Annotated in this window: 10 protein-coding genes; all 10 read right to left on the bottom strand. The window is 64.1% G+C overall.

The features are described from left to right. Positions 1 to 4: 4 nt before the first annotated feature. Positions 5 to 4,462: an Eco57I restriction-modification methylase domain-containing protein gene (locus tag ACMGRF_RS06665; RefSeq protein ID WP_414485724.1), complete on the bottom strand. Its 4,458-nt coding sequence runs from the start codon at positions 4,460 to 4,462 to the stop codon at positions 5 to 7. 24 nt (positions 4,463 to 4,486) lie between these two features. Continuing rightward, the gene (locus ACMGRF_RS06660; protein WP_414485723.1) at positions 4,487 to 7,276 is read right to left on the bottom strand and encodes a helicase-related protein; all 2,790 of its coding nucleotides are present in this window, start codon (positions 7,274 to 7,276) and stop codon (positions 4,487 to 4,489) included. A 6-nt stretch (positions 7,277 to 7,282) separates the two neighbouring features. Continuing rightward, entirely contained in the window at positions 7,283 to 12,556 is a 5,274-nt protein-coding gene (locus tag ACMGRF_RS06655; protein ID WP_414485722.1) for a DEAD/DEAH box helicase, read from the bottom strand. Between the two features lie 405 nt (positions 12,557 to 12,961). Next, the gene (gene guaA / locus ACMGRF_RS06650) at positions 12,962 to 14,527 is read right to left on the bottom strand and encodes a glutamine-hydrolyzing GMP synthase (protein ID WP_142234605.1); all 1,566 of its coding nucleotides are present in this window, start codon (positions 14,525 to 14,527) and stop codon (positions 12,962 to 12,964) included. Further along, a complete protein-coding gene (locus tag ACMGRF_RS06645) occupies positions 14,524 to 15,003 on the bottom strand; it encodes a hypothetical protein (RefSeq protein ID WP_134709317.1) in 480 nt (159 codons plus the stop codon). Before ACMGRF_RS06645 ends, guaA begins: the two co-directional genes overlap by 4 nt. A 107-nt stretch (positions 15,004 to 15,110) precedes the next feature. Beyond that, positions 15,111 to 16,568, bottom strand: coding sequence for an IMP dehydrogenase (gene guaB, locus ACMGRF_RS06640; protein ID WP_032958143.1), 1,458 nt, complete (start codon positions 16,566 to 16,568; stop codon positions 15,111 to 15,113). A 233-nt stretch (positions 16,569 to 16,801) separates the two neighbouring features. After that, positions 16,802 to 17,680, bottom strand: a complete 879-nt coding sequence (gene folD / locus ACMGRF_RS06635) for a bifunctional methylenetetrahydrofolate dehydrogenase/methenyltetrahydrofolate cyclohydrolase FolD (RefSeq protein ID WP_180880012.1) — start codon at positions 17,678 to 17,680, stop codon at positions 16,802 to 16,804. Positions 17,681 to 18,138: 458 nt separating this feature from the next. Then, the gene (locus ACMGRF_RS06630; RefSeq protein ID WP_262222918.1) at positions 18,139 to 19,971 is read right to left on the bottom strand and encodes a monovalent cation:proton antiporter-2 (CPA2) family protein; all 1,833 of its coding nucleotides are present in this window, start codon (positions 19,969 to 19,971) and stop codon (positions 18,139 to 18,141) included. Positions 19,972 to 20,186: 215 nt separating this feature from the next. Continuing rightward, on the bottom strand, positions 20,187 to 21,329 hold the full coding sequence (gene moeB / locus ACMGRF_RS06625) for a molybdopterin-synthase adenylyltransferase MoeB (RefSeq protein WP_414485721.1): 1,143 nt from the start codon (positions 21,327 to 21,329) through the stop codon (positions 20,187 to 20,189). 175 nt (positions 21,330 to 21,504) lie between these two features. After that, positions 21,505 to 22,902: a ribosome biogenesis GTPase Der gene (gene der, locus ACMGRF_RS06620; protein ID WP_414485720.1), complete on the bottom strand. Its 1,398-nt coding sequence runs from the start codon at positions 22,900 to 22,902 to the stop codon at positions 21,505 to 21,507. Positions 22,903 to 22,914: the final 12 nt, after the last annotated feature.

Below are 22,914 nucleotides of genomic sequence, written 5' to 3'. Positions count from 1 at the left end.
GCACTTATCTCCTTTTGCGCAGTTCGTCTGTCTGCGCGTCCGATGCCGAATCTGCCATCACTTCTGCCAGAGCGGTCTCATGGCGGCGACGAGCCTCGATCAAGTAGCGAGCCAGCGATCCGGTGCGACTATCGCCAATAATGTCGGCCAGCGCTTCCGGGTTATGGATGGACAGCGGTGCCGTTGCAGCGACGCCCAACAGATCACGAAGCCAATCACAAATGGGCGTCCAACGCCCTGTATTCACCGGCCCCAGCCAATCATGCAGTCTCTCGGCATATGGCGTGTCTTCCGGCAATCGCGCCCCAAGAATGCGTCGCAGGCGATTATCGTCACACGGTCCGGCTTGCAGGAGTACGTCACAGACCAACCCTGCCAGCCAATCCTCGGCCTCGCTAGCGGGTGTGCCGCCTTCTGTATAAGTTGGAAGAGGTGCCGTACGACGCGCGGGCTTTGGTGAGGGAGTCGCTAGCGGTTGTTGGGTTTCCAATGCATCCCAAGCTGCCAAGATCAGCCGCTGAGTACGGTACTCGCCGAACTCCTTCTGTTCCTTGTTCTTGAGCACACGGAAGGTCTCGCTGGGGTAGTCCTCGCCCATGATGTCGGCGGGGTCGAGGATGTAGCGGAGTTCATCGCGGGTGAGGCCGTAGAGTTTGGCGTAGTAGGCGTCGAGTTCGGCGCGCAGGATAGAGCGGCGGTCGGGAACGTAGGGGAACGGTTTGCCGCCGTAGCCTAAGTCTTGTGCCCAGCCTGAGAGGTCGTGGGCCGTGTAGGTCAGTTCCAGCACGCGCGGGACGATGAAGGCGAGGTCGGCTTCGGCATAGTGATCGGGAGCAATAATGGGAAGTTGCTTGACATGAAAATAGTTGGTGTTAACACCTCCTATTTTTTGCCTCGCCACATAGTCCAGAACCAATGCTGCCAGGTTAGCCACAAAAGCAGCAATCTTCGTGTTATCGAAGCCAGCTCCTGGAAGGATCAAATTCATCGAGTCTCCAACTCCACAAAACGGAAGAAGAGACGTCAGGAATGTCCTCTCATTTGTTGGAGATGTGACTTTCTTAAACACTGGCAACCAGCGCCTATCCCAATCGGCAGGCAGGCGATCTCTAATTTCCAGCTCAGAAACCCAATAGAAGGGGGCTATTTGATAGTGCGGGTTCTGATGATCCACAAGGACTGTCGGCGGAAGAACTCGATATCCTCTTTCGCCACCACGGCTTTCGTATGAAGCGGCTCGATGGTCAAAATAGTCACACATTTTCCCTTCGTAGAGAGGGATTAGCTCAGCTCCTTCAGAAGTCGCAAATAAGTGACTGTCATTCGACATATGGAACATCATACCCAAGCGAGCTTCCCAAGGATTACCAGCTGTGCGACTGTCATCCATCAGCACCGGGGCGGTACGGTATAGCTTCTTGGTAAGTTCCGCATCGCGTTCGCTGCGGAAGACCGGGCAGGTGAGCGTGTTGGGGTTTATCAGGCGGAATTCGTCAGGCGTAAGGGTGAAGCGACGCCGCGGATCGGCCAGTTGGTTGACCTGGGTGGCGAAGCAGACAAATTCCGCCCGTTCCGACGCGCCCAGAGTCAGCAGGCAGAACTTGTAGCTGCGGTGTACCGAGGGGAATACCGCTTCACGGTTCTCGATGTCGTACAGGCTGACCAGCCGCCGGTTCTGGGTAATGTGGCCGAAGTACGCCTTGGTGCTGTCGTCGGTAGCGATGCCGGTCGGCACGATGAAGCCGGCGCGGCCGCTGTCGGCATGGATTTGCAGGATGGTTTCGGCAAACAGCGCGTAGGTGTTCACGTCGCCCACGCCGGTCAGCGGGTAGCGGCCGCCGTCCACGCCTTTCACATGGGCAAACACGCTGGCCGCCTCCGCCGTGCGGCGGGCGGTAACGAATTCACGGTAGAGGCGTTTTTCGGCTTCGTCCTCATGCACCTCATGGGCCAGGTCGGGGTACAAGTGGCGTGCCAGCATGCCTTCACTGAGCCACTGGATGCGCTGGGCGCGTTCGGCCTTGTTGCGAGCTTGCGCCACTTCGCGGTGGCGGGTGGCGAAGAATTCTTCTTCTTGCAGCTTGATGCGCTCCCACGGCGGATTGCCCAGCACGCAGTCAAAGCCGCCTTGCGCGAACACCTGCGGAAAGGCCAGCGGCCAGTGGAACACGCGGGCCTGCTCGCAGGCCGTGCGTGCAGTGGCGATGGCGTCGGCGTGCTCGGCCTGGGCGCGCTCGGGCGCAGTCAGCAGCGCGTGCAGGGTGATGCTGGTGGGTACGGCTTCAGCCGTGTCTTCCGTCTTGGGCAGCAGGTAGGCGCCGACCAGCGCATCGGCGGCGTAGGCCAGCGGGCGGTGGGCGGAGTCCTCCAGAAAGTGGCGCCAGGCTTGCTCCTTGGCGGCCACCTGTTCGGGCGTGTCGGCGGGCAGGGTTTCGATGGCACGCAGGGCTTCCAGGCCGCTGCGGTTGTCCACGCCCAGCAGCATCTGCTTGCCTTGCAGGTCTTTAGCGATCTGCTTGAGGCCGGCGGCATTGGCTTTGGCCAATTCCTTGCAGACGTCCTTGTCGTCGCCGCTCAAAGGCTTGAAGGCATCCTTGGCGATGCCTTGTTCCAGCACGGTCAGGTCGGTCAGGCCCAGCAGGGCGTCGCCCACTTGCAGGTGATGGTCGAGAAAGCCCAGCGGGCGGCCTTCCTCGTAGCCCTCCAGCCACAAGGCCATGCGCGCCAATTCGATGGCCATGGGGTTGCGGTCCACGCCGTAGATGCAGTGGCCCACCACTTCGCGCAGGGCGTGGCGGTAGTCCTGCGGCTGGATGGCGCCTTCCTGTCCGCCTTCGAGGCTGCGCAACTGGGCCAGTCTTTCCGCCAGGCGGCGGGCAGCGGCCAGCAGGAAGTGGCCGCTACCGCAGGCCGGGTCGATGACGCGGATGGCCAGCAGCGCCGCGGTTGGGCTGGCCGGGTGGGCGGCAAGGCGCTGTTCGATGACGGGATCGAGCGCGCTCTTGATCAGCTCCTGCACCAAGCTGTCGGGGGTGTAGTAGCTGCCGGTGAGCTTGCGAGCGTTGCCGGCGGTGCTGCCTTCCTCGGTGCGGCCGACAAAACCGAAGGTGCGTGCGGGCAGGTCGATGGCGGGCACCAGTTCCAGCAGGCTTTCGTAGACGCTGCCCAGTTCCTCCGGCCCCATGTTGCGGTAGTCCACCGGGGTGAGGCTGCTGCCCCTGCCCTGCGCAACCACCGCCCAGCGCAGGTGTTGCAAGCCAGTGAGCAGGTGGGCGTTGTCCAGATTGGCGTTATCCAGATCGGTGCATTGCTGGGGAGCGAACAGGCCGCCCAGCGCGGGCAGCGCCAGGCGCGGCTCGCCTTGCGCCAGGCCGCGAAACACGATGCGGATGGCTTGCCACTGGTCGTCATGACGGGTGCGGGCGCGACGCTTGAGGCAGAGTTCGCGCAGGCGGGCCAGGGCGTAGCCTTCGGCATAGGCACGGCGGGCAACCTGTGCTTCAGCGCTATCTTCCTGCGGGTGCAGCACGCCGCGCTCTTCCACGGTGAACACGAAGATGAGCCGGTAGATCAGGCGCAGCAGTTGTTGGAAATATTCATCCTTGCTGAGCGTGCCGTCGTTCAGAGCGGCACGCAGGGCATGGTTGGCGGGGTGTTGCAGGAAGCCTGCACCTAGGGTCAGCAGGGCCTGCTCGACGCCGTTGCGCAGACCATCGCGCACGCGAGTGCCTTCCTGTTGGCCTTCGCTACGCCATTGTTCCCAGATGCACGCCGTAGCGCCTTGGCCGGGGCGGAATGCGCGACTGGCATGCAGTAGACGCCAAACGTTGGCGAATTCGGCATAACGCTGGCCGCCCAGAAGGTCGGCCAGATCGACTTCGAGAAAGCTGGGACGGGTGAGCGAGGCAGCGTCGCGTAGCAAACGCAGTTGCTTGCCGTTGCTGACGATGCCCCATTGCAGCGCTTCGCTGGCGTTGAGCAATTCCTGCATCGCCTGGAACGGGGCTTTCTTGCGGTTGCCACCGCCCTGCACGGCAAATCGCGCGTCGGCCTCATCCAGGCCCACAGGGTGCGGGGCCACCAGCACGGGTAAAGTGCCTGCCATGAGGCTGACCGGGTAACGCAGTTCACCCACTTGCTGTGCTGACGTGGCTTGCAAGGCGGCGTAGCCAAAGGCGTCGCGCAGCAGTTCGTGGACGAAGGCGGTGGTGAGCTGCGCAGCATCGACGTCGGCGCGCTCCAACTGCGCGGCAAAGTGCTGCCATTGGGCGCAGGCGATCTGGAAAGCGCGGCTGTATTCGTCCTTGAGCTTGACGCCCTTGGGGGTGCCGTAGTCAGCCTCGCTCTGGGCACTGGCGCGACCCTGTGCGGCTTTTTCCAGTTGATCGGGCAGGAACAGGCCGCCTTCGAGCTTGAGGGTGGGCAGGTTGAGCGTGGCCTGGGCCTTGCGGATGCGCTTCATGGTTGTTCTTCTCCAGGCCGAGGCTTATAGCGAGTCAGGCAGCAGTACGTACACGCCCATCACATCGACCGGCAGGCAGGGGCTGACGCTGTACTGGCCGACGTCACGGGTGGCTTCGCGCACGCGCTGGTGGTCGGCCAGCAGAGCATCGGCCCGCTGTTGGGCTACCGCTTGCAGTTGCTGCGGGTGCGCGGCGAGGAAGTCGAGCGCGGTGCGGATTTCGCGCTGCGCCGCCTCTGGCGGCAGGTTACCGCTGGGCGTGCATTCGAGCAGGCGACTCACGCCGTCGTCAGCCAGCCATTGAGGAGCGTTGCGGCCCTGCACAGCCAGAGCAACGGTTTCCTCCGCCATCATCTGAAAGGGTTGGCGGCGGCGCACGTAGCTGAGCTGGTGGCGAAGACGCAGAAGGTAAAGGGTGGTGACAACCTCCACGTCATTGGTAAGAGTGGCAGCGCAACGGGCGGCCAGCGGACGTTCGCCACCGAGTGCGTCTTCCAGCAAATGCTGGGCCAGCAGGCCAACCAACGGATGGCTGCGATGCAGTTCGCTAAAGTCGATGAGTTGGGGTGTGTTGATACCCTCATCAGCCAAGCGCTGGCGCAGGGCTTCGGGCAGGTGCTGCGGCAGGAAACGTGCGATCTGTTTGCGGCCGATTTCCAGCGGCGCCCCCAGCCGCACACAAGCGCTTTGCAGGAAACGCTGCACGTCAGCCTGGGTGCCCAGAGCCTGTTGTTGTTTGTGCCATTCGGGCAGCACCTCGTCTGGCTTGATGCGACGCTGGGCGAACACAGTGCGATTGGCCTTAGCCTTTTCCAGCGCGTCACGCCATTGGGCTTGCAGTGGGGCGAGCAATTGCTCCGGCTCACCAAAGTCGAATACGGCCTGCGACGATGCGGTGCGACTGTCGCTGCGTTTCATCAATGCCGCCTTGACCAAGGCCTGATTGATGCGGGCTTCATCCTCGGGCATGGGAACGAGCACGCCGAGCTCCTTCTGAATGGCCTCGCCCTTCTTAAGGATGACGTTGAGCACGAAGCCATCCACCGGGTTATCTTGCCCGTAGAGCATGGTGCAGCGCACTTCATCGGCCTGCTGACCGAAACGATCAACGCGGCCTTCGCGCTGTTCGTGGCGGGTGGGGTTCCAAGCCAGGTCGTAGTGGACGACAGCGGTGAACAAATGTTGCAGGTTGATGCCTTCGGAGAGGCAGTCGGTGGCGACCAAGATGCGTTGCTCAGCATTCTCTAGGTCGTCCACGCGCTCGCGGCGTTCTTCGGGGGTGAGTTCGCCGGTGACGGCATCGACGGTGGCTTTGGGGAAAGCGTCCTTGAGGTGTTCGGCCACGTAATGGGCGGTGGCGATGTAGCGGCAGAACACCACCGGGTGGTAGCCATCCTTCACCAGGAGGTCAATATGCCGGATGAGCGCAGCCAGCTTTGGATCACCGGCCTTGCCGGAAAGACGTTGCGCGTCGGCGATCAAGGCTTGCAGGCGCGGCGCAGCGACCTGCACCTGGGCAGGCGGCTCCAGATCACTGCCGGAGAGGTCATCGGCCTCGCCATCGTGCAGGCGCTCATCGCCGAGAAGCGCCTCCTCCGGCACAGTGCCTTCCAGCCGTGTGGTCAACGCCTTGACGGCGGCTGCGGGCGACGATGCCACGCAGCGCAACAATGCCAGGGTGGCGTACCAAATGAGGCGCGCGCCGCCTTGCTGTTCTTGCTGCTCAACGGTTTCAGCCAGTTCGCGGCAGTAATCCTGCACGGCGTCAAAGAACGCGCCCCATTCGCCGCTGAGTTGATAGGTAAGCTCGGTTTTCATGCGGCGGGGAAAACCTCGTCCGTCATGAGTCTCGGCCTGCCATTCAACGATGTCCTTGCGGCGGCGCTGGACGAAGTGGCGGGCCAATTCCTGACGCAGCGGGTCGGAGGCCGTCATTCGGCCTTGCAAGGCCGCAAAGCGCGGATCGAGCAGCGACAGCAAGTTGTAGAAGGCGGTTTCGTCACCAGAGTGAGGGGTGGCGGTCAGCAGAATCAGGTGTCGCTGCCCGTCATGGGCAAGGCGTTGCAGCAACTCGAAGCGCAATTGCTTGCCTGCGCCGCCGCTGGCGCAGGTGTGGGCCTCGTCAACGATGATGCATTCGGGGGCGGTAGCGAGAAACTGTTCGCGGTGGCGTTCGCTCTTGATGTAGTCCAGGCTGACGACCACCACGGGATGATGGTCGAACAGGCGCACTCCATGCGGAAGATCACGTTCGATGCGGGAGGCCGAAGCCGAAGTCAACGCCACGGCCTGAAGGTTGAAGCGGGTTTCCAACTCACTTTGCCACTGCTCGACAAGGTGTGGCGGGCAGAGAATGGCCAGGTGGGCGATTTCGCCACGGTCCAAGAGCTCTCGTGCGATCAGGCCGGCTTCGATGGTCTTGCCGATGCCAACGTCATCAGCGATCAGCAGGCGCACAGTGGACAGGCGCAGTGCCATCAGCAACGGCACAAGTTGGTAGCCGCGAGGCTCCACCGCGATATTGCCAAAGGAGCGGAACGGGCCGGCGCCTGCGCGCAGGGTCAGGCGCAAGGCATCGCGTAGCAACAGCGCGGCGGCATGGTTGCCGGCGCGTGCAGGATCGGGCCAGTCGAAGGTGGCAGGTTCGACGGGGTGCAGTTCCAACTCGGGGATCAGGGCGATGCTGTCGTCATCGGCGCCGCTCAATGGGCGCAGGCGCAGCCAGTCGCGGCGGGAGTCGCTCTGCACCACCCATTCGCGGCCTCGGGCGCGCACCAGGTTGCCGGGTAGAAAGTCGTGTTCGAGGATCGTCATGCGCCTTTATTCCTTGAAACCGAACACATCGGCGTGCGCGGCGAATTGTTGTGGCCAGCGTGAAGCGTCCGAGAAGTCGAGCACCTGCCAGCCTTTGTCCTGCAGCACGCTGGTGGTCTGATAATCCACAGCGGACAGAAACACCAAAGCACGAGATGCCTTGTACTGGGCCGCCGCAGTGGCTACGCCATTGTTGACGGACACGTTGACCGCATCAGGTTGCACGGCCCCTGCCTGGCTGAGCGCGGACAGCCAGGCGTCGAGTGGCTCGTCTGCCAAGATCGTCGCTGCAACGGGGGCCGCGCTGCATTCCACAGGCTGTACCTGAGCATTGGCCAGCGCGACCAGCAGCTTGAGCGCATCCGCATTGCGGCGGTTGATGTGTTCGTGATCCGGCTGGTTGAAGTAGGACAGCAGGCACTGATAGCAGCCGGCTTCGCACTGATGATTGCCAAGTGCATCGGTCTGTTCCAGCGACGGCAAATCGTCTAGCGTCCAAATGCCGCTCTGCGGTTTGCAATAGTGAGTCAGTTGCAGGGCATTGCTGGCTACGAGTGCAAGGTCGTCGCGATTGTTTGCTAGGCGAGTGAGCACACCCGCACCGCCTTCCGCCGCTTCGTAGAACAGCAAGGCGCGGCGCTCGTCGGACTTCGGCAGTGGCTCGACCACCAGTTCGGATTCCTCGATCTGGAAAGTCATTTCGATGCCGCGCTTGAGCGCGGCCTGCAAAGTGGCCATGGCCTCCAGCGACAGGGCATGTACGGGAGCGAAGATCAGCAGATTGCGATGATCTTCCACAAAAGGAACGATGCGCTGGTTGGGCACCTTCTCCAGCAAAGCATCGTCGCCTCCCTGGTCGTCTTCCGCATCCGGTGCGTCCTGCTTGCTCCAGGTGCCCGTGATGGGGTTGATGTAGAAGCCCAGTTGCTCCTTGTCTTTACGCCTGCGCCAGCCGCGATTGATGCGCCAGATTTGCGCAGCGGGCGCGTAGGTGAGCTCGCCTAGCACGTCCTCACCTTGTTGGATCGTGGCCTTCTGCCGCTGGATACGGCCATCGGGGCCGGGTAGAAAGCGGTAGGTGGTTTGCAGCTCGAACCCCTGACGCTGGCGTTCCTCGTCGTTGATGGAGATGCGCGCGGTGGCCAGGGTCTCCACGGTTTCGATGCGGTAGAGCTCGCGCACCCAATCGTGCTCGGTGAGCAAGGCGTCGCAGTTCTCGCAGCGATTGACCAGCGGCTGTTCGCCGCCCGGCTCGCCGAGATGGCCGTAGCCGCATTGGCTGCACACCAACGAGGCAATGGTGGCCAACTGGCTGTTGCCGGAAATGTGGTCTGTATTGCCTACGTTGAGTTTGGCACGCACCACTCGGTACATGCGGCCCTGGTGATAAATGAGGCTGCGGGGGCCAAATTCGGACAGGGCCAGGAAGCGCGGCCGGCTGACCATGCTGCCTTCGTCATCCTTGCCATTGACGGGCTGGCCGCCACGGGCGGGAATCCAGGCCATCAGCGGTAGGCGCGGGAAGTTGTAGCCTGGCAGGAAGCCTTGGCTGGCCAAGTAGCGATAGGTATAGAAATCATTGTTCTGGCCGTTGCCGGACTTGAGCAATACGGCGTACTGGCGTGCGGCGTCGCCGTAGCGGCGCTGGGCATTTTGGCGTTCCGTGTGCGAGGCGGTATGGCTCTTGACGATGCGATCAGCCATATCCATCTGTTGGCGGGTGGCATCGAACAGCACGCGCCAGCGCTCCAGCGCCCCAGAGAACGCTTGCACCGCGTTGTCGATGACCTGGCGCACATAGTCAGGAGTGAACCAGGCGCTGCCTTCAAGCTCGCCCTCAAGCTGGTCTATGACCCGTCCGGCACTAGCCAAGGCACGCTGCTGGACAGCCTGCGCCCGCAGTGCTTCGTGCAAGGGCTGTTTCAGTGGTTTTCCGGGTTGGTCGAGATCCAGCATGGGCGCAATGCTGTCGTCCAGCGGCACCTGGGTGCTGGCGAGCCAGACCGCTTGCAGATGGCTGTCGATGAGATCGCGATTGCTCAGATCGAGGGTTGGTGCGCGCACGACGCCATGCACCATTTGCTCGGCATTGCGGAAGAACCACTGGTCATGCGGGCTGAGTGCCGCACAGTAGGTGATGACCAGAGCCTGCTGTCCCGAACGGCCCGCGCGACCGCTGCGCTGGGCATAGTTGGCGGGGGTCGGCGGCACATTGCGCAGGTACACGGTGTTGAGCGCAGAGATATCCACGCCAAGCTCCATCGTGGGGGAGCAGAACATCACCGGTAGACGTTCCAACGGCGCTTCGTGGGCCGGGTTCTGCGCCCAATCCTGCCTGTCTTTCTCCGTGTAGCGAAAACGCTGCTCCAGCAGTTGCCGGCGCGGCGCATCCACCTGGGCGGTGTGTTCCTGGGCCTCGAAGTCGAACAGCGGATGCGAGGGCTGACGCAGCAGGTCGGCAATGCCGAGATACAGGGTGCGGAAATACTGGTTGATTCGATTGCTATCAGTTTGCGGCTGTTCGGCAATCAAGCACCAGTCCAGGGCAGCCGCGTTCAGGCGCCAGCCTGCGAGCTGGGCGTCGATAGGTTGGCGCTGCACATAACCATAGTCCTTGGCGGATTCCAGCAGCGCTTCGATCAGCTTAGCCCACTCGACATCTTTCCACTGCGCGACCTCGCTGGCGCAGGCGCTGTCGCGCCAGAAGGCGGCCGTCTTTATTTGCCGTAGCAGACGGGAGCGTGGACCACCTGTCACCAAGTCGGTACGCGGCCTGCCCTTGTATTCCGGGCGCTTGCCGAGGATGAGATAGCGGCCGGTATCGAGTTTCTCGTCGGGAGCGAAGGCCCAACGCTCATTCAAGTAGGTGTGGGCACTGGTGCGTGCCTTATCCTGCTCGACCGGGTCGAGGTAACGACTTTCCAAGCACAGATGGCGGCGCAAGGCGTCGAACAGCAGTTCGAACAGAACTGTCCGCTGCACTGCCGTCAATTTGGTCAAGGTACTGTTTGCAGCAAAGATGCTGGCGTCAGCGCAAAAGGCATCTAGGTCTCGATACCGAATCTGCAATAGGCCGAGTTGATCCAGATTCGGATTATTGAAGCGCCAGCCACGCCGCAGATCACGCAGTAGCCGGTAAGCGATGATGAAGCGCAATGTGCGTTGCGCTTCTTGTCGGGCCAGTCCCATAAGCTTGGGGGTGCGCAGATACTCCACCAAGGTCGCTTCATCGACACCTTGAAAGCCGAGGGCCTTGAATACGCTTTCGGACAAGTGTTCTTCATCGAGTTGGCCGCCGCAGCCTTGAAGTGCGCCGATTAAGCCGGCACGCAGCGTCAGCAGAAAAATGAAGTCGTTGAAATGTCCCGCCTGCAGAGCAGCATCCTGGCGGTTGTCGGTAAACCCAAGCAACTTGCGTGGGTCAGCCTGCCCTGGCGCAGGTTCGGAAACTGCAAACAATTGCTGCAAGGCCGCCAGGGCAATCATGGTCGTGGCCGAAGAGCGGCCTTCGCCGGACAGGCTGGAGAGGCGGTTAACATCCTTGCCGTGGGCTTCGTGTGTCGTGCCGCAGTTCAGGCAGAAGCGGAACTTTCCCGGAATGAACCAGAACTCCGTCCCCGAGCCCGGTTGCCCTTTGGCATCGACCGTGACCATATAGGGAACGGCATTCTTGTAGGTTGGCTTGATTTTGGGTTCGTTACGGCTGAGGTCGATCCAGGTTTCCGGCAGGTCTTCGAGCAGGCCGCCGTATTGCTGCCCGGGCACTAGAGGACACAGGAAGCCATAGCTGGCGTCGTCTTCTGCCGCGATATCGTCGATTTCACGTGAGCTGAAGCTGACCGGTTGCTGTGCGTGCCAGACAGGTAGGTATTCCTGGCCGCAATCGCGGCAGAAGTGAGCCGGGTAAAGCAGCACATTCTCTTGCTGTCGCCCCGGCGCAAAACGCTGAGCATCGAGCGTGACATGGCGCTTACCTCGCGCCTCCAGCGTGGTGAGTACCTTGCCGGGACCGCTGATGAACTGGTGCAGCTTAAACGCGAAAGGCGGCCTGCCTTGGGGCGTGCGCACATCATGGGCAGCCACTAGAAAGCGCTGCAGGGCGGTGCGAGCGGCTTCAGGCAAGCAACGCGCGTCTTCGGCGAGACGGCGGCTCGCCTCTTCCAACATCATGGGTCTCGCCCGCCTGGGAGGCTCGTCGGCAGGTAGTTCGATACCCAGGTTCAACTCCACCCAGATGGACAACGGATCATTGCGAAAGGCGTCGAAGTCAGCCCAGATATCCTGCTTCCGCGTAATGGCCACCGGTAGTTCTGTGCGGATGGCGTTGACGTCCTTGAGCGGGTTGGTGACGCGCTCCAAGGTCTCGCCGATGACGTCATGCTCGCTGATCTGGGTGCCAAAAAGTTTGCTAGCCACATCGGCCACCACGCGGTTGCGGTCGGCTTGGCTACCTGTGCTGGACATGGTGGCCGACGTGCCGATGCAGACCAGTTGCTCGGCTTTCAAGCGCTCTCGCAGGCGCCGCACTAGCAAGGCAACGTCCGCCCCTTGACGGCCACGATAGGTATGCAACTCATCCAGCACCAGGAACTCAAGTCCCTCGCAGTGTTCCACCACACGCCGATCCACTTCGTCGAAGCGCGTGAGGATGTACTCCAGCATCATGAAGTTAGTGAGCAGGATATCGGGCGGGTCATCCGCGATGGCGCTGCGTTCCGCCTTGCTTTCCTGGCCGGTGTAGCGCTTGACGGTGAAGGGACGAAGCTCTGGCGCATAGCCATGCAGAAACTTGTCGAGTTCTTCCAACTGGCTGTTGGCCAGAGCATTCATCGGATAGATGACAATGGCCCTGGTACGTGCTTTGCCATCGGATTGCTTGGCCTTGAGTATGCGGTCGATGATCGGGATGAAAAAGGACAGGGACTTCCCCGACCCCGTTCCGGTCGTGACCACATAGCTTTGGCGTTCCTGGCCTTTGGCCAAGGCTTCCATCTGGTGCTTGTAAAGATGCAGGGGTTCTGGCGAACCTTCAGACTTCCCGACCTGGAAGATCTCTGCGCAGGCAGCATGCAAGACCCCCTGTGCCGCCAGGTTCTGCACCGTGCCCTGGCGTTGGTAATTCGGGTTGATCTGCACCAGCGGCTCAGGCCAATAGCGACCTTGCGCATATTGATGTTCGACCTCGGCTTGGATATCAGGCGCAGCGATGCGAACGAAACTGCGGGAAAAGCTGCCGTATCGTTCGATGAGCTGGTCGCGGAATTGGAAAACGTTATCCATGGAGAGTCCTCACTGATCCATCTTGTGGCCAATCGCCAGAACCGCTGCACTGACGGAAGTGCCTGCTGCGATGCGCTTCCGCTTCGTACGCCGCACCCCGTCCCTACCCTTCAACCGGCCAGATGACTCTATGCATACCAATGCCGCGCGATGGCACGGACCTATGAGGGCTTTGGCTGACCGCGCAGCGTAAATGCGGTAATCATAGCCATTAAATGCGGCATTTCCCACGCAATTGCCCCATTAGCGGCGTCTGGCCACCCTACTCTGAACCTTGGCCCGTTCGCAGATGGTCAGCATGACTGACCGGGGATGATCAGCGGCAATCGGCTAACAAGCGCGCGCCATTTGCAGGAGCACTTGACATACAACAAGGGCGCCTCTCGGCGCCCTCGTTTTTCCAACTCATTCCCACTCAATAGTCGCCGGGGGCTTCCCCGAGATGTCATAGACAACCCGCGACACCCCCCGCAACTCATTGATGATCCGGTTGCTCACCGTACCCAGGAACTCATACGGCAGATGCGCCCAATGCGCCGTCATGAAGTCGATCGTCTCCACGGCCCGCAGCGCAATCACCCACTCATAAGCGCGCGCATCGCCCACCACGCCCACCGACTTCACCGGCAGGAACACGGCAAACGCCTGGCTGGTCTTGTCGTACAGATCGGCCTTGCGCAACTCATCAATGAAGATGGCATCGGCCTTGGCCAGCAGCTCGGCGTATTCGCGCTTCACTTCGCCCAGGATACGCACGCCCAGGCCCGGGCCCGGGAACGGATGGCGGTAGACCATGGTACGCGGCAGGCCGAGCTCGACGCCCAGGCGGCGCACTTCGTCCTTGAACAGCTCGCGCAGCGGCTCCACCAGGCCCAGCTTCATGTGCTCCGGCAGGCCGCCCACGTTGTGGTGGCTCTTGATCACGTGCGCCTTGCCGGTCTTGCTGCCGGCCGACTCGATCACGTCCGGGTAGATGGTGCCCTGCGCCAGCCACTTGGCGTTCTTCAGCTTGTTCGACTCTTCATCGAAGATCTCAACGAACAGGTTGCCGATGATCTTGCGCTTGGCTTCCGGGTCGCTCACGCCTTCCAGCGCCTTGAAGTAACGGTCGGCGGCATTCACGCGCACCACCTTCACGCCCATGTGCTCGGCAAACATCGCCATCACCTGGTCGCCTTCCTGCCAGCGCAGCAGGCCGGTATCCACGAACACGCAGGTCAGCTTCTCGCCGATGGCTTTGTGCAGGAGCGCGGCCACCACGGACGAATCGACGCCGCCGGACAGGCCCAGGATCACTTCGTCATCGCCCACCTGTTCGCGCACGCGGGCGATCTGGTCGTCGATGATGTTGGCGGCGGTCCACAGGGTCTGGCAGCCGCACACATCCACCACGAAGCGGCGCAGCAGCGCTTGGCCCTGCAGGGTGTGGGTCACTTCCGGATGGAACTGCACGCCGTACCAGCGCTTTTCTTCGTTGGCCATGGCGGCCACCGGAATACGGTCGGTGGTGGCGGTGATGGTGAAACCCGGCGGTGCCACGGAGACGTGGTCGCCGTGACTCATCCAGACATTCAGCTTCGGCTCGCCACCGTGGTCGCTCAGGCCCTTGAACAGTGCATCCGGGTTGATCACGTTCACTTCGGCGTGGCCGAACTCGCGCTGGTCAGCCGCTTCGGTGGCACCACCCAGCTGCGCGGCCAGGGTCTGCATGCCGTAGCAGATGCCGAAGATCGGCAGGCCGCTGTCGAACACTTCCTGCGGCGCGGCCGGGGCGCCCGGCAGCGTGGTCGATTCCGGGCCACCGGACAGGATGATGCCCTTGGCGCCAAACGCGGCGATCTCGGCCGGGTTGTGGTCCCACGCCCAGATTTCGCAGTAGACGCCCAGCTCGCGGATGCGGCGGGCGATCAGCTGCGTGTACTGCGCGCCGAAATCGAGGATGAGGATCTTGTCGTTATGGATGTTGGTCATGGTGCCGTTCCAGTGGTGTTTTTCGCAGAGCCCGGCGCTTCAAGGCTCTGCGTCAGCGTGGCGATGAACGCCTCGCGTTGTTGAATATGTGAGGGGTCTTCCTCGTCCCAGCGCAGCATCAGCAGGCCGTGCGGTGCGTTGGGGTTGGCGCGGTCGGCGCGCGGCAGTTCGGCGATTTCCTGCACTTCGGTGCCGGGCACGATGCGCCGTTGAAAGGCGTGCATCGGGTAACCGGAATCCACGGCGTTGCCCCAGAACGCGGACTGCGCGCTCATCCGTTTCGGCTCCAGCGGCCCCAGCTCGGCGGTGACCACAGGATCTTCAAGCCTGTCACCCAGATCGGTAACGCACCGCAGGATGACCTGCAGCGGGCGCTCGCCGGTGCCTTTCAACAGCCAGCGCTGCTCGCCGGCGGCCTGCACCTGCCAGCCCTTCGGCAGCGAGAACGCGTTCTGGCAGGCCTGTACGTCCTGCAATTGCGAAACCGCCGCGCCCGGAGACCCGGAGCGCGGCGGCGGTTCGGACAACGAACAGCCTGCCATCAGCAGGCTGCCCGTAATCGCAAGAGCAGTTCGCAAGCGCATCAGGCGCGGTAGTTCGGCGGCTCTTTGGTGATGGTCACGTCGTGGACGTGGCTCTCACGCTGGCCGGCGCCGCTGATCTTCACGAACTTGGGCTTGCTGCGCATCTCGTCGATGGTGGCGCAGCCCACGTAGCCCATGGTGGCGCGCAGGCCGCCCATCAGCTGGTGGATGATACCGCCCACCGGGCCGCGGTACGGCACGCGGCCTTCGATGCCTTCCGGCACCAGCTTGTCGGCGGTGGCGGCGTCCTGGAAGTAGCGGTCCTTCGAACCCTTCTCCATGGCAGCCAGCGAACCCATGCCGCGGTAGCTCTTGTACGAACGGCCCTGGTACAGCTCGGTCTCGCCCGGCGATTCCTCGGTACCGGCCAGCAGGCCGCCGACCATGATGGTCGAGGCACCGGCGGCCAGCGCCTTGCCGATGTCGCCCGAGTAGCGGATGCCACCGTCGGCGATCAGCGGGATGCGGTCCTGCAGCGCTTCGGCCACCAGATCAATGGCGGTGACCTGCGGCACGCCGACGCCGGCGACGACGCGGGTGGTGCAGATCGAGCCCGGGCCGATGCCGACCTTCACTGCGTCCGCGCCGCTGTCCAGCAGCGCCAGTGCGGCTTCGCCGGTGCAGATGTTGCCACCGATGACCTGCACGTTCGGGAAGTTCTTCTTGACCCAGCTGACGCGGTCCAGCACGCCCTGCGAGTGGCCGTGCGCGGTATCGACCACGATCACGTCCACGCCGGCGGCGACCAGTGCTTCCACGCGGCGATCGGTATCGCCACCCACGCCGACGGCAGCGCCGACCAGCAGGCGGGTCGACAGATCCTTGGCAGCGTTCGGGAAGTCGGTGTTCTTCTGGATGTCCTTGACGGTGATCAGGCCACGCAGTTCGAACGAATCATTGACCACCAGCACCTTTTCGATGCGGTTGCGGTGCAGCAGCTGCAGCACTTCGTCAGACGCGGCGCCTTCCTTGACCGTGATCAGGCGATCCTTCTTGGTCATGATGTGGCGGACCGGATCGTCCAGCTCGGTCTCGAAGCGCATGTCGCGGTGGGTCACGATGCCGGCCAGCTGGCCGTCGCTGCCCACCACCGGCACGCCGGAGATGTTGTGCGCCTGGGTCAGGGCCAGCACGTCGCGGATGGTGGTTTCCGGGCCGACGGTGATCGGGTCGCGGATGACACCGGCCTCGAACTTCTTGACCTTGGCCACTTCCGCGGCCTGCTGTTCCAGGCTGAGATTCTTGTGGATGATGCCCATGCCGCCGAGCTGGGCCATGGCGATGGCCAGGCGGGCTTCGGTGACGGTATCCATGGCGGCGGACAGGATCGGAAGCTTCAGCTTCAGGTCTCGGGTCAACCGCGTTTCGAGGTTGACGTCCTTGGGCAGGATGGTCGAGTGGGCGGGGACGAGCGAGACGTCGTCGTAAGTGAGTGCTTCAGCCTGGATGCGCAGCATCGGCATACCCGAGATGTGGGGAAGCGCGACATTTTACCCCTTTTCAGGAGCCAAGAACAGCAGTTTTGCTGACCAGAACTGGAACTTCGCGCGACACAGTGTCGCACCCGCTCACCTGTAGAGCCGAGCCCACGCTCGGCTGCTTTCCGCCAGACCGCGATGAGCCGAGCATAGGCTCGGCTCTACAGCAGGCCCAAGGCCCGGCGCCGCCCTTGGAGGGTGCCAACAGCAGGTCAGCTCAGCGCTTCCGCCGCTTCCAGGGTGTTCTGCATCAGCGTAGCCACGGTCATCGGGCCCACGCCGCCCGGCACCGGGGTGATCCAGCTGGCCCGCTGGGCAGCCGCCTCAAACCCGACGTCGCCCACCAGGCGGCCGTCGTCCAACCGGTTGATACCCACGTCGATCACCACCGCACCCGGCTTCACCCACTCGCCCGGCACGATGCCCGGCCGGCCCACCGCCACCACCAGGATGTCGGCATTGCGCACGGCCTGTTCCAGCACGTCCTTGGGGGTGAACTTGTGGCAGCTGGTCACGGTGCAGCCGGCAATCAGCAGCTCCAGGCCCATCGGGCGGCCGACGTGGTTGCTCACGCCCACGATGGTGGCGTTGCGGCCGCGCACCGGCTGGTCGGTGTGGCCCAGCAGCGTGGTGATGCCGCGCGGGGTGCACGGGCGCAGGCCGAACTCGCGCAGGGCCAGGTGGCCAACGTTTTCCGGGTGGAAGCCGTCCACGTCCTTGCGCGGGTCGATGCGCTGGATCAGCCGGCGCGCGTCCGGGATGCCCGGCAGCGGCAGCTGGATCAGGATGCCGTTGATCTTCGGATCGGCGTTGAGCTGGTCGATCAGGTCGAGCAGCTCGGCCTCGGTGGTGCCAGCCGGCAGATCGTAATCGTGTGCCTCGATGCCGACCTTCTCGGCGGCACGGCGCTTGTTGCGCACGTACACGGTCGAGGCCGGGTCGCCACCGACCAGCACCACAGCCAGGCCCGGGCGGCTGCCACCGGCGGCCACGCGGGCGTCGACGCGCACCTTCAGGCTGTCGAGCAGGTCCTCGGCGATGCGGCGGCCATCAAGGATGCGGGCAGGTTGCGGGGCGGCGGAATCGGTCATCGGGGCAGGCGTGGGGCGGCGGGGACGCTATTGTCCCTGATTCAGGCCCCCTCGCCCACCGCCGGCTTCGGCGATCCCCTACCTGCCTGGTAGTGCCGGCCGCTGGCCGGCACCCTCATTACGTCGGGACGTTTCCGTATCTGCCGGCCAGCGGCCGGCACGACCAACCACCGGCTTCGGCAATTCCCCACACGGTCGTGCCGGCCGCTGGCCGGCACCCCCATGACGTCGGAACGCTTGCGCATCTGCCGCCCAGCGGCCGGCACGACCAACCGCCGGCTTCGGCAATTCCCCGCACGGTAGTGCCGGCCGCTGGCCGGCAACCTCATGACGTCGGAACGTTTCCGTATCTGCCGGCTTCGGCAATTCCCCACACGGTAGTGCCGGCCGCTGGCCGGCAACCCCATGACGTCGGAACGTTTCCGTATTTGCCGGCCAGCGGCCGGCACTACCGGGCTCTACTCTTCCTCTTCCGGCACATCCTGCGGGTTCAGCGTCTTGCTCGCCCGCTTCGGCGCGGTGAACGGCGTCGGCGTCGGCACGCCCTGGCCGGAGTTGCCAAACACCATCTTGGCGCCGGCATTCAAGCCACCACCGGCAATCTCCAGCTCGAAACGCTCGGCATCGCGGCGACGGATCTGCTCGGCAATCTCCACCGCGTCATCCTCATCCGCACCCAGCTCCACCAGCGCGGCCTGGCCGAACAACACCGCCGACTCAAACGTCTCGCGGATCTGGAAATCGACACCGGCATGGATCAGCCGCAGCGAATGCTCGCGGTCGAACGAACGCACCATCAGCTTGGCCTGCGGGAACTCGTGCGACACCAGCTCAACAATGCGATCAGCCGCCTCGGCCTTGTCCACGCACACCGCAATCGCACGCGCGGTGGCCGCGCCCGAGGCATGCAGCACGTCCAGTCGCGTCCCGTCACCGTAGTAGATCTTGAAACCGAAGCGCGCCGCGCTCTGGATCATCTCCACATCGTTGTCGATGATGGTCACGTCCACGTCGCGCGCCAGCAGCGACTGGCTGGCGACCTGGCCGAAGCGGCCGAAGCCGATCAGCAGCACGCTGCCGGACAGGCCCTCGGCCTCGTCCACGCCGTCCATGTTCACCGTCGGCTTCGGCGCGATGCGTTTGTAGAGCAGCACCACCAGCGGGGTCAGCGCCATCGACAGCACCACCACGGCGGTGAAGTTGGCATTGATCTCCAGGTTGATCACGCCGGCCGATGCGGCAGCGGAGAACAGCACGAAGGCGAACTCGCCGCCTTGCGCCATCAGCACGCCGCGATCCAGCGCCTGCGCGTGGTCGCTGCCCATGATGCGCGCGACCACGTAGATGCACAGCGCCTTGGCCACCATCAACGCCAGCACCAGGCCGAGGATCAGCTGCCAGTTGCCGGCCACCACACCCAGGTCCAGCGCCATGCCGACGCTGAGGAAGAACAGGCCCAGCAGGATGCCGCGGAACGGCTCGATGTCCGCCTCGATCTGGTGGCGGAAGGTCGATTCGCTCAGCAGCACGCCGGCCAGGAACGCGCCCATCGCCATCGACAGGCCGGACAACTGCATCAGCAGCGCCGCACCCAGCACCACCAGCAGCGCGGCGGCAGTCATCACCTCGCGCGCCTTCGATTCGGCCAGCACGCGGAACAGCGGGTTGAGCAGGAAGCGGCCAACCAGCACCAGACCGACGATGGCGCCGACGCCGATCGCCACCGACAGCCAGCGCGAGCCCTCGCCGTCGGCACTGCCCGCGCTCGGGCCCATCCAGGCCACCAGCGCCAGCAACGGCACGATCAGCAGGTCTTCGAACAGCAGGATCGAAACGATCTTCTGCCCCGACGGCAGCGCGATGTCACCGCGCTCGGCCAGCAGCTGCATCACCACTGCGGTGGAGGTGAGCACGAAACCGGTGGCGCCGATGAAGGCCACCTGCCACGGCAGGCCGAACAGCTTGGCGATGCTGGTCAGCACCAGCGCACAGGTGACGATCTGCAGCGTGCCCAGCCCGAAGATTTCCTTGCGCAGGCTCCACAGGTGCGAAGGCCGCATTTCCAGGCCGATCACGAACAGGAACATCACCACGCCGAGCTCGGCGGTATGCAGGATCGCCTGCGGGTCGGAGAACCAGCCCAGGCCGAACGGTCCGATCGCCAGGCCGGCAGCGAAGTAGCCCAGCACCGAGCCCAGGCCGGCCCGGCGGAACAAGGGCACCATCACCACCGCCGCGCCCAGCAGGGCGACGACCTTGACCAGCTCGCTGGTCGCTGCTTCTACCGCCATGCGGTGTGTTCCCCAAGATCCAGAATCGGGTTCAACAATAGAGCAATGCCGATGACGGCAATAGCACGCATGTTGCGCCGGATTGTCTTGAAGGTGGAACGATGGTGGGGGCCCGCCCCAGCATCATCCCGAAACCATTGCGCGTCGCTGTAGAGCCGAGCCCACGCTCGGCTGCTTCTGCTGTGTGCGGGAAGCAGCCGAGCACGGGCTCGGCTCTACAGAGAGCCACCCCGGCAAAACGCGGCGTAATCGATATACCCCGGGAACGGCACGCCCGGCGCGCACACCGGGCACTGCGGGTCCGGCCGGATGCCGGTCTCGCGGAAGCGCATGCCCAGCGCATCGAAGCGCAGCAGGCGGCCGACCAGCGGCTCGCCGATGCCCAGCAGCAGCTTCAGCACCTCGGTGGCCTGCAGCACCCCGGCCAGGCCGGGCAGCACGCCCAGCACGCCGGCCTCCGAGCAGTTCGGCGCAAACTCCGGCGGCGGCGGCTCGGGGAACAGGCAGCGGTAGCACGGCGCCACGCCACGCTGGCGGCCAGCGTCAAACACGCTGACCTGGCCGTCGAAGCGCTCGATGGCGGCATACACCAGCGGCTTGGCGTGCTTGATGCAGGCGTCGTTGAGCAGGTAGCGCAGCGGGAAGTTGTCCGAGCCGTCCAGCACCACGTCCACGCCCTCAAGCAGCGCGTCCACGTTCTCGGACGTGACCCGCTCCGGCACCGCCTCAACCTCGATCGACGGATTCAACGCCAGCAGCCGCTCGCGCGCCGAGTCGACCTTGAGCTGGCCGACGCTGGCTTCGGTATGCACGATCTGGCGGTGCAGGTTGCTGCGCTCCACGCGGTCGTGGTCGGCGAAACGCAGGCGCCCTACGCCGGCTGCCGCCAGGTAAAAACCAGCCGGCGCGCCCAAACCGCCCGCGCCCAGCACCAGCACGCGTGATTGCTGCAGCCGGCGCTGGCCGGCCTCGCCCACCTGCGGCAGCAGCAGGTGGCGCGAATAGCGATCATAGAAATCGCGGTCGGCGGCACTGGCCAGCGGCTGCACCAGTGGCAGCGACTGCTCGCGCCAGGCCACGGTGCCGCCCGTCACGGAAGCGACGTGGGTGTAGCCGGCCTCCAGCAGGCACTGCGCGGCATCGGCCGAGCGCTTGCCGCTCTGGCAGATCAGCAGGATCTCCTGGTCGTGCCGCGGCAGATGCGCGGCCGGGTCGGCCTGCAGCTCGCCCTTGGCCACGCCGCGCGCGCCCTCGGCCATGCCCCCGGCCCGTTCATGCGCCTCGCGCACATCGATCAGCACCGCGCCGTGGGCCAGGCGTTCGCGCGCCTGCGCGGGGGAAAGCTCTTGGATGCTCATGGCCGCATTATCGCGCACGTGGCGGCAGGCCGCCTTGACCGATACCTGCAAACACGGGGTAGTGCCGGCCGCTGGCCGGCATGGCCATGAACGCGCGGGATGACGCGAGGTTGCCGGCCAGCGGCCGGCACTACCACAAACAAGAAAGGCGGCCCTGCGGCCGCCTTCCCGTGAATCACTTGCCCTTGACGTGCTTCATCAAGCGCCGCTTGGACTTGATCTGCCGCTCGGTGAGGACGTTCTTCTTGCCCTCGTACGGGTTGGTACCCTCGCGGAAGATGAAGCTCACCGGCGTGCCGATCAGCTTGAAGCGCTTGCGGAAGAAGTTCTCCAGGTAGCGCTTGTACGACTCCTGCAACTCCTTCAGGCGGGTGCCGTGCACGATGAAGGTCGGCGGGTTGGAACCGGCCGGGTGCACGTAGCGCAGCTTGGAGACATGGCCGCGGATGGTCGGCGGCGGGTTGGTCTCGTAGGCCACTTCCAGCGCCTTGTTCACTTCGCTGGTGGTGAAGGTCTTGTTCGCCGATTCGTGCGCGCGGTGCACCGCGCGGAACAGCTCGCGCAGCCCCGAACCATGCTTGGCCGAGATGCGCACGGACTCGGCCCACGGCACGAAGCCCAGCTTCAGCGACAGCATGGTTTCGGCCTGCTCACGCTGGTACTCGGTCAGGCCATCCCACTTGTTGATGGCGATCACCAGCGCGCGGCCGGCGTCGAGCACCGCACCGAGCACGGTGGCGTCCTGGTCGGTCACGCCTTCGGTGGCGTCCAGCATCAGCACGGCCACCTGGCACTGCTCGATCGACTGCATGGTCTTGACCACCGAGAACTTCTCGACGACCTCGTCCACGCGCGAACGGCGGCGCAGGCCGGCGGTATCGATCAGGCGGTACTCGCGGCCGTCACGCTCCAGGTCCACCGCGATCGAGTCGCGGGTGGTGCCCGGCACGTCGGAGGCGATCATGCGCTCCTCGCCGAGGATGCGGTTGACCAGGGTCGACTTGCCCACGTTCGGGCGGCCGACGAAGGCGATGCGGATGCGGTTCGGATCGTTGTCCAGCTCTTCGCCGCTGCCTTCTTCCGGCAGGCGCTGGATCACCTCGTCCAGCAGGTCGTCCAGGCCCTGGCGATGCGCGGCCGACACGGTCAGCATCTCGCCGAAGCCGTAACGGGCGAACTCGGAACGCACGCTGTCCTCGTCGGTGCCGTCGATCTTGTTGATCAGCAGCAGCGTCGGTCGCGACAGCTTGCGCAGCCAGGACAGGATCTCGTCGTCCAGCGCCGAGGTGCCCTCGCGGGCATCGACGACGAACAGGATCAGGTCCGCTTCGGCAGCCGCCGCACGCGCCTGGCGGGTGGTGGCACCGGCCAGGCCTTCGTCCTCACCGGCGATACCGCCGGTATCCACGACCAGGAAATGATTGTCCTCGTCGAGGCGGCAGACGCCGTAGTTGCGATCGCGGGTGACGCCGGGCTGGTCATGGACCAGGGCGTCACGCGTGCGGGTCAACGCATTGAAAATGGTCGACTTGCCGACATTCGGCCGTCCAACCAGGGCGACCAAAGGCAGCATCGCGATTACTCC

Source organism: Stenotrophomonas sp. EMP41 (genome assembly GCF_047495535.1).
GTDB lineage: Bacteria > Pseudomonadota > Gammaproteobacteria > Xanthomonadales > Xanthomonadaceae > Stenotrophomonas > Stenotrophomonas sepilia.
This window is presented reverse-complemented; position numbering and strand designations above follow the sequence as displayed.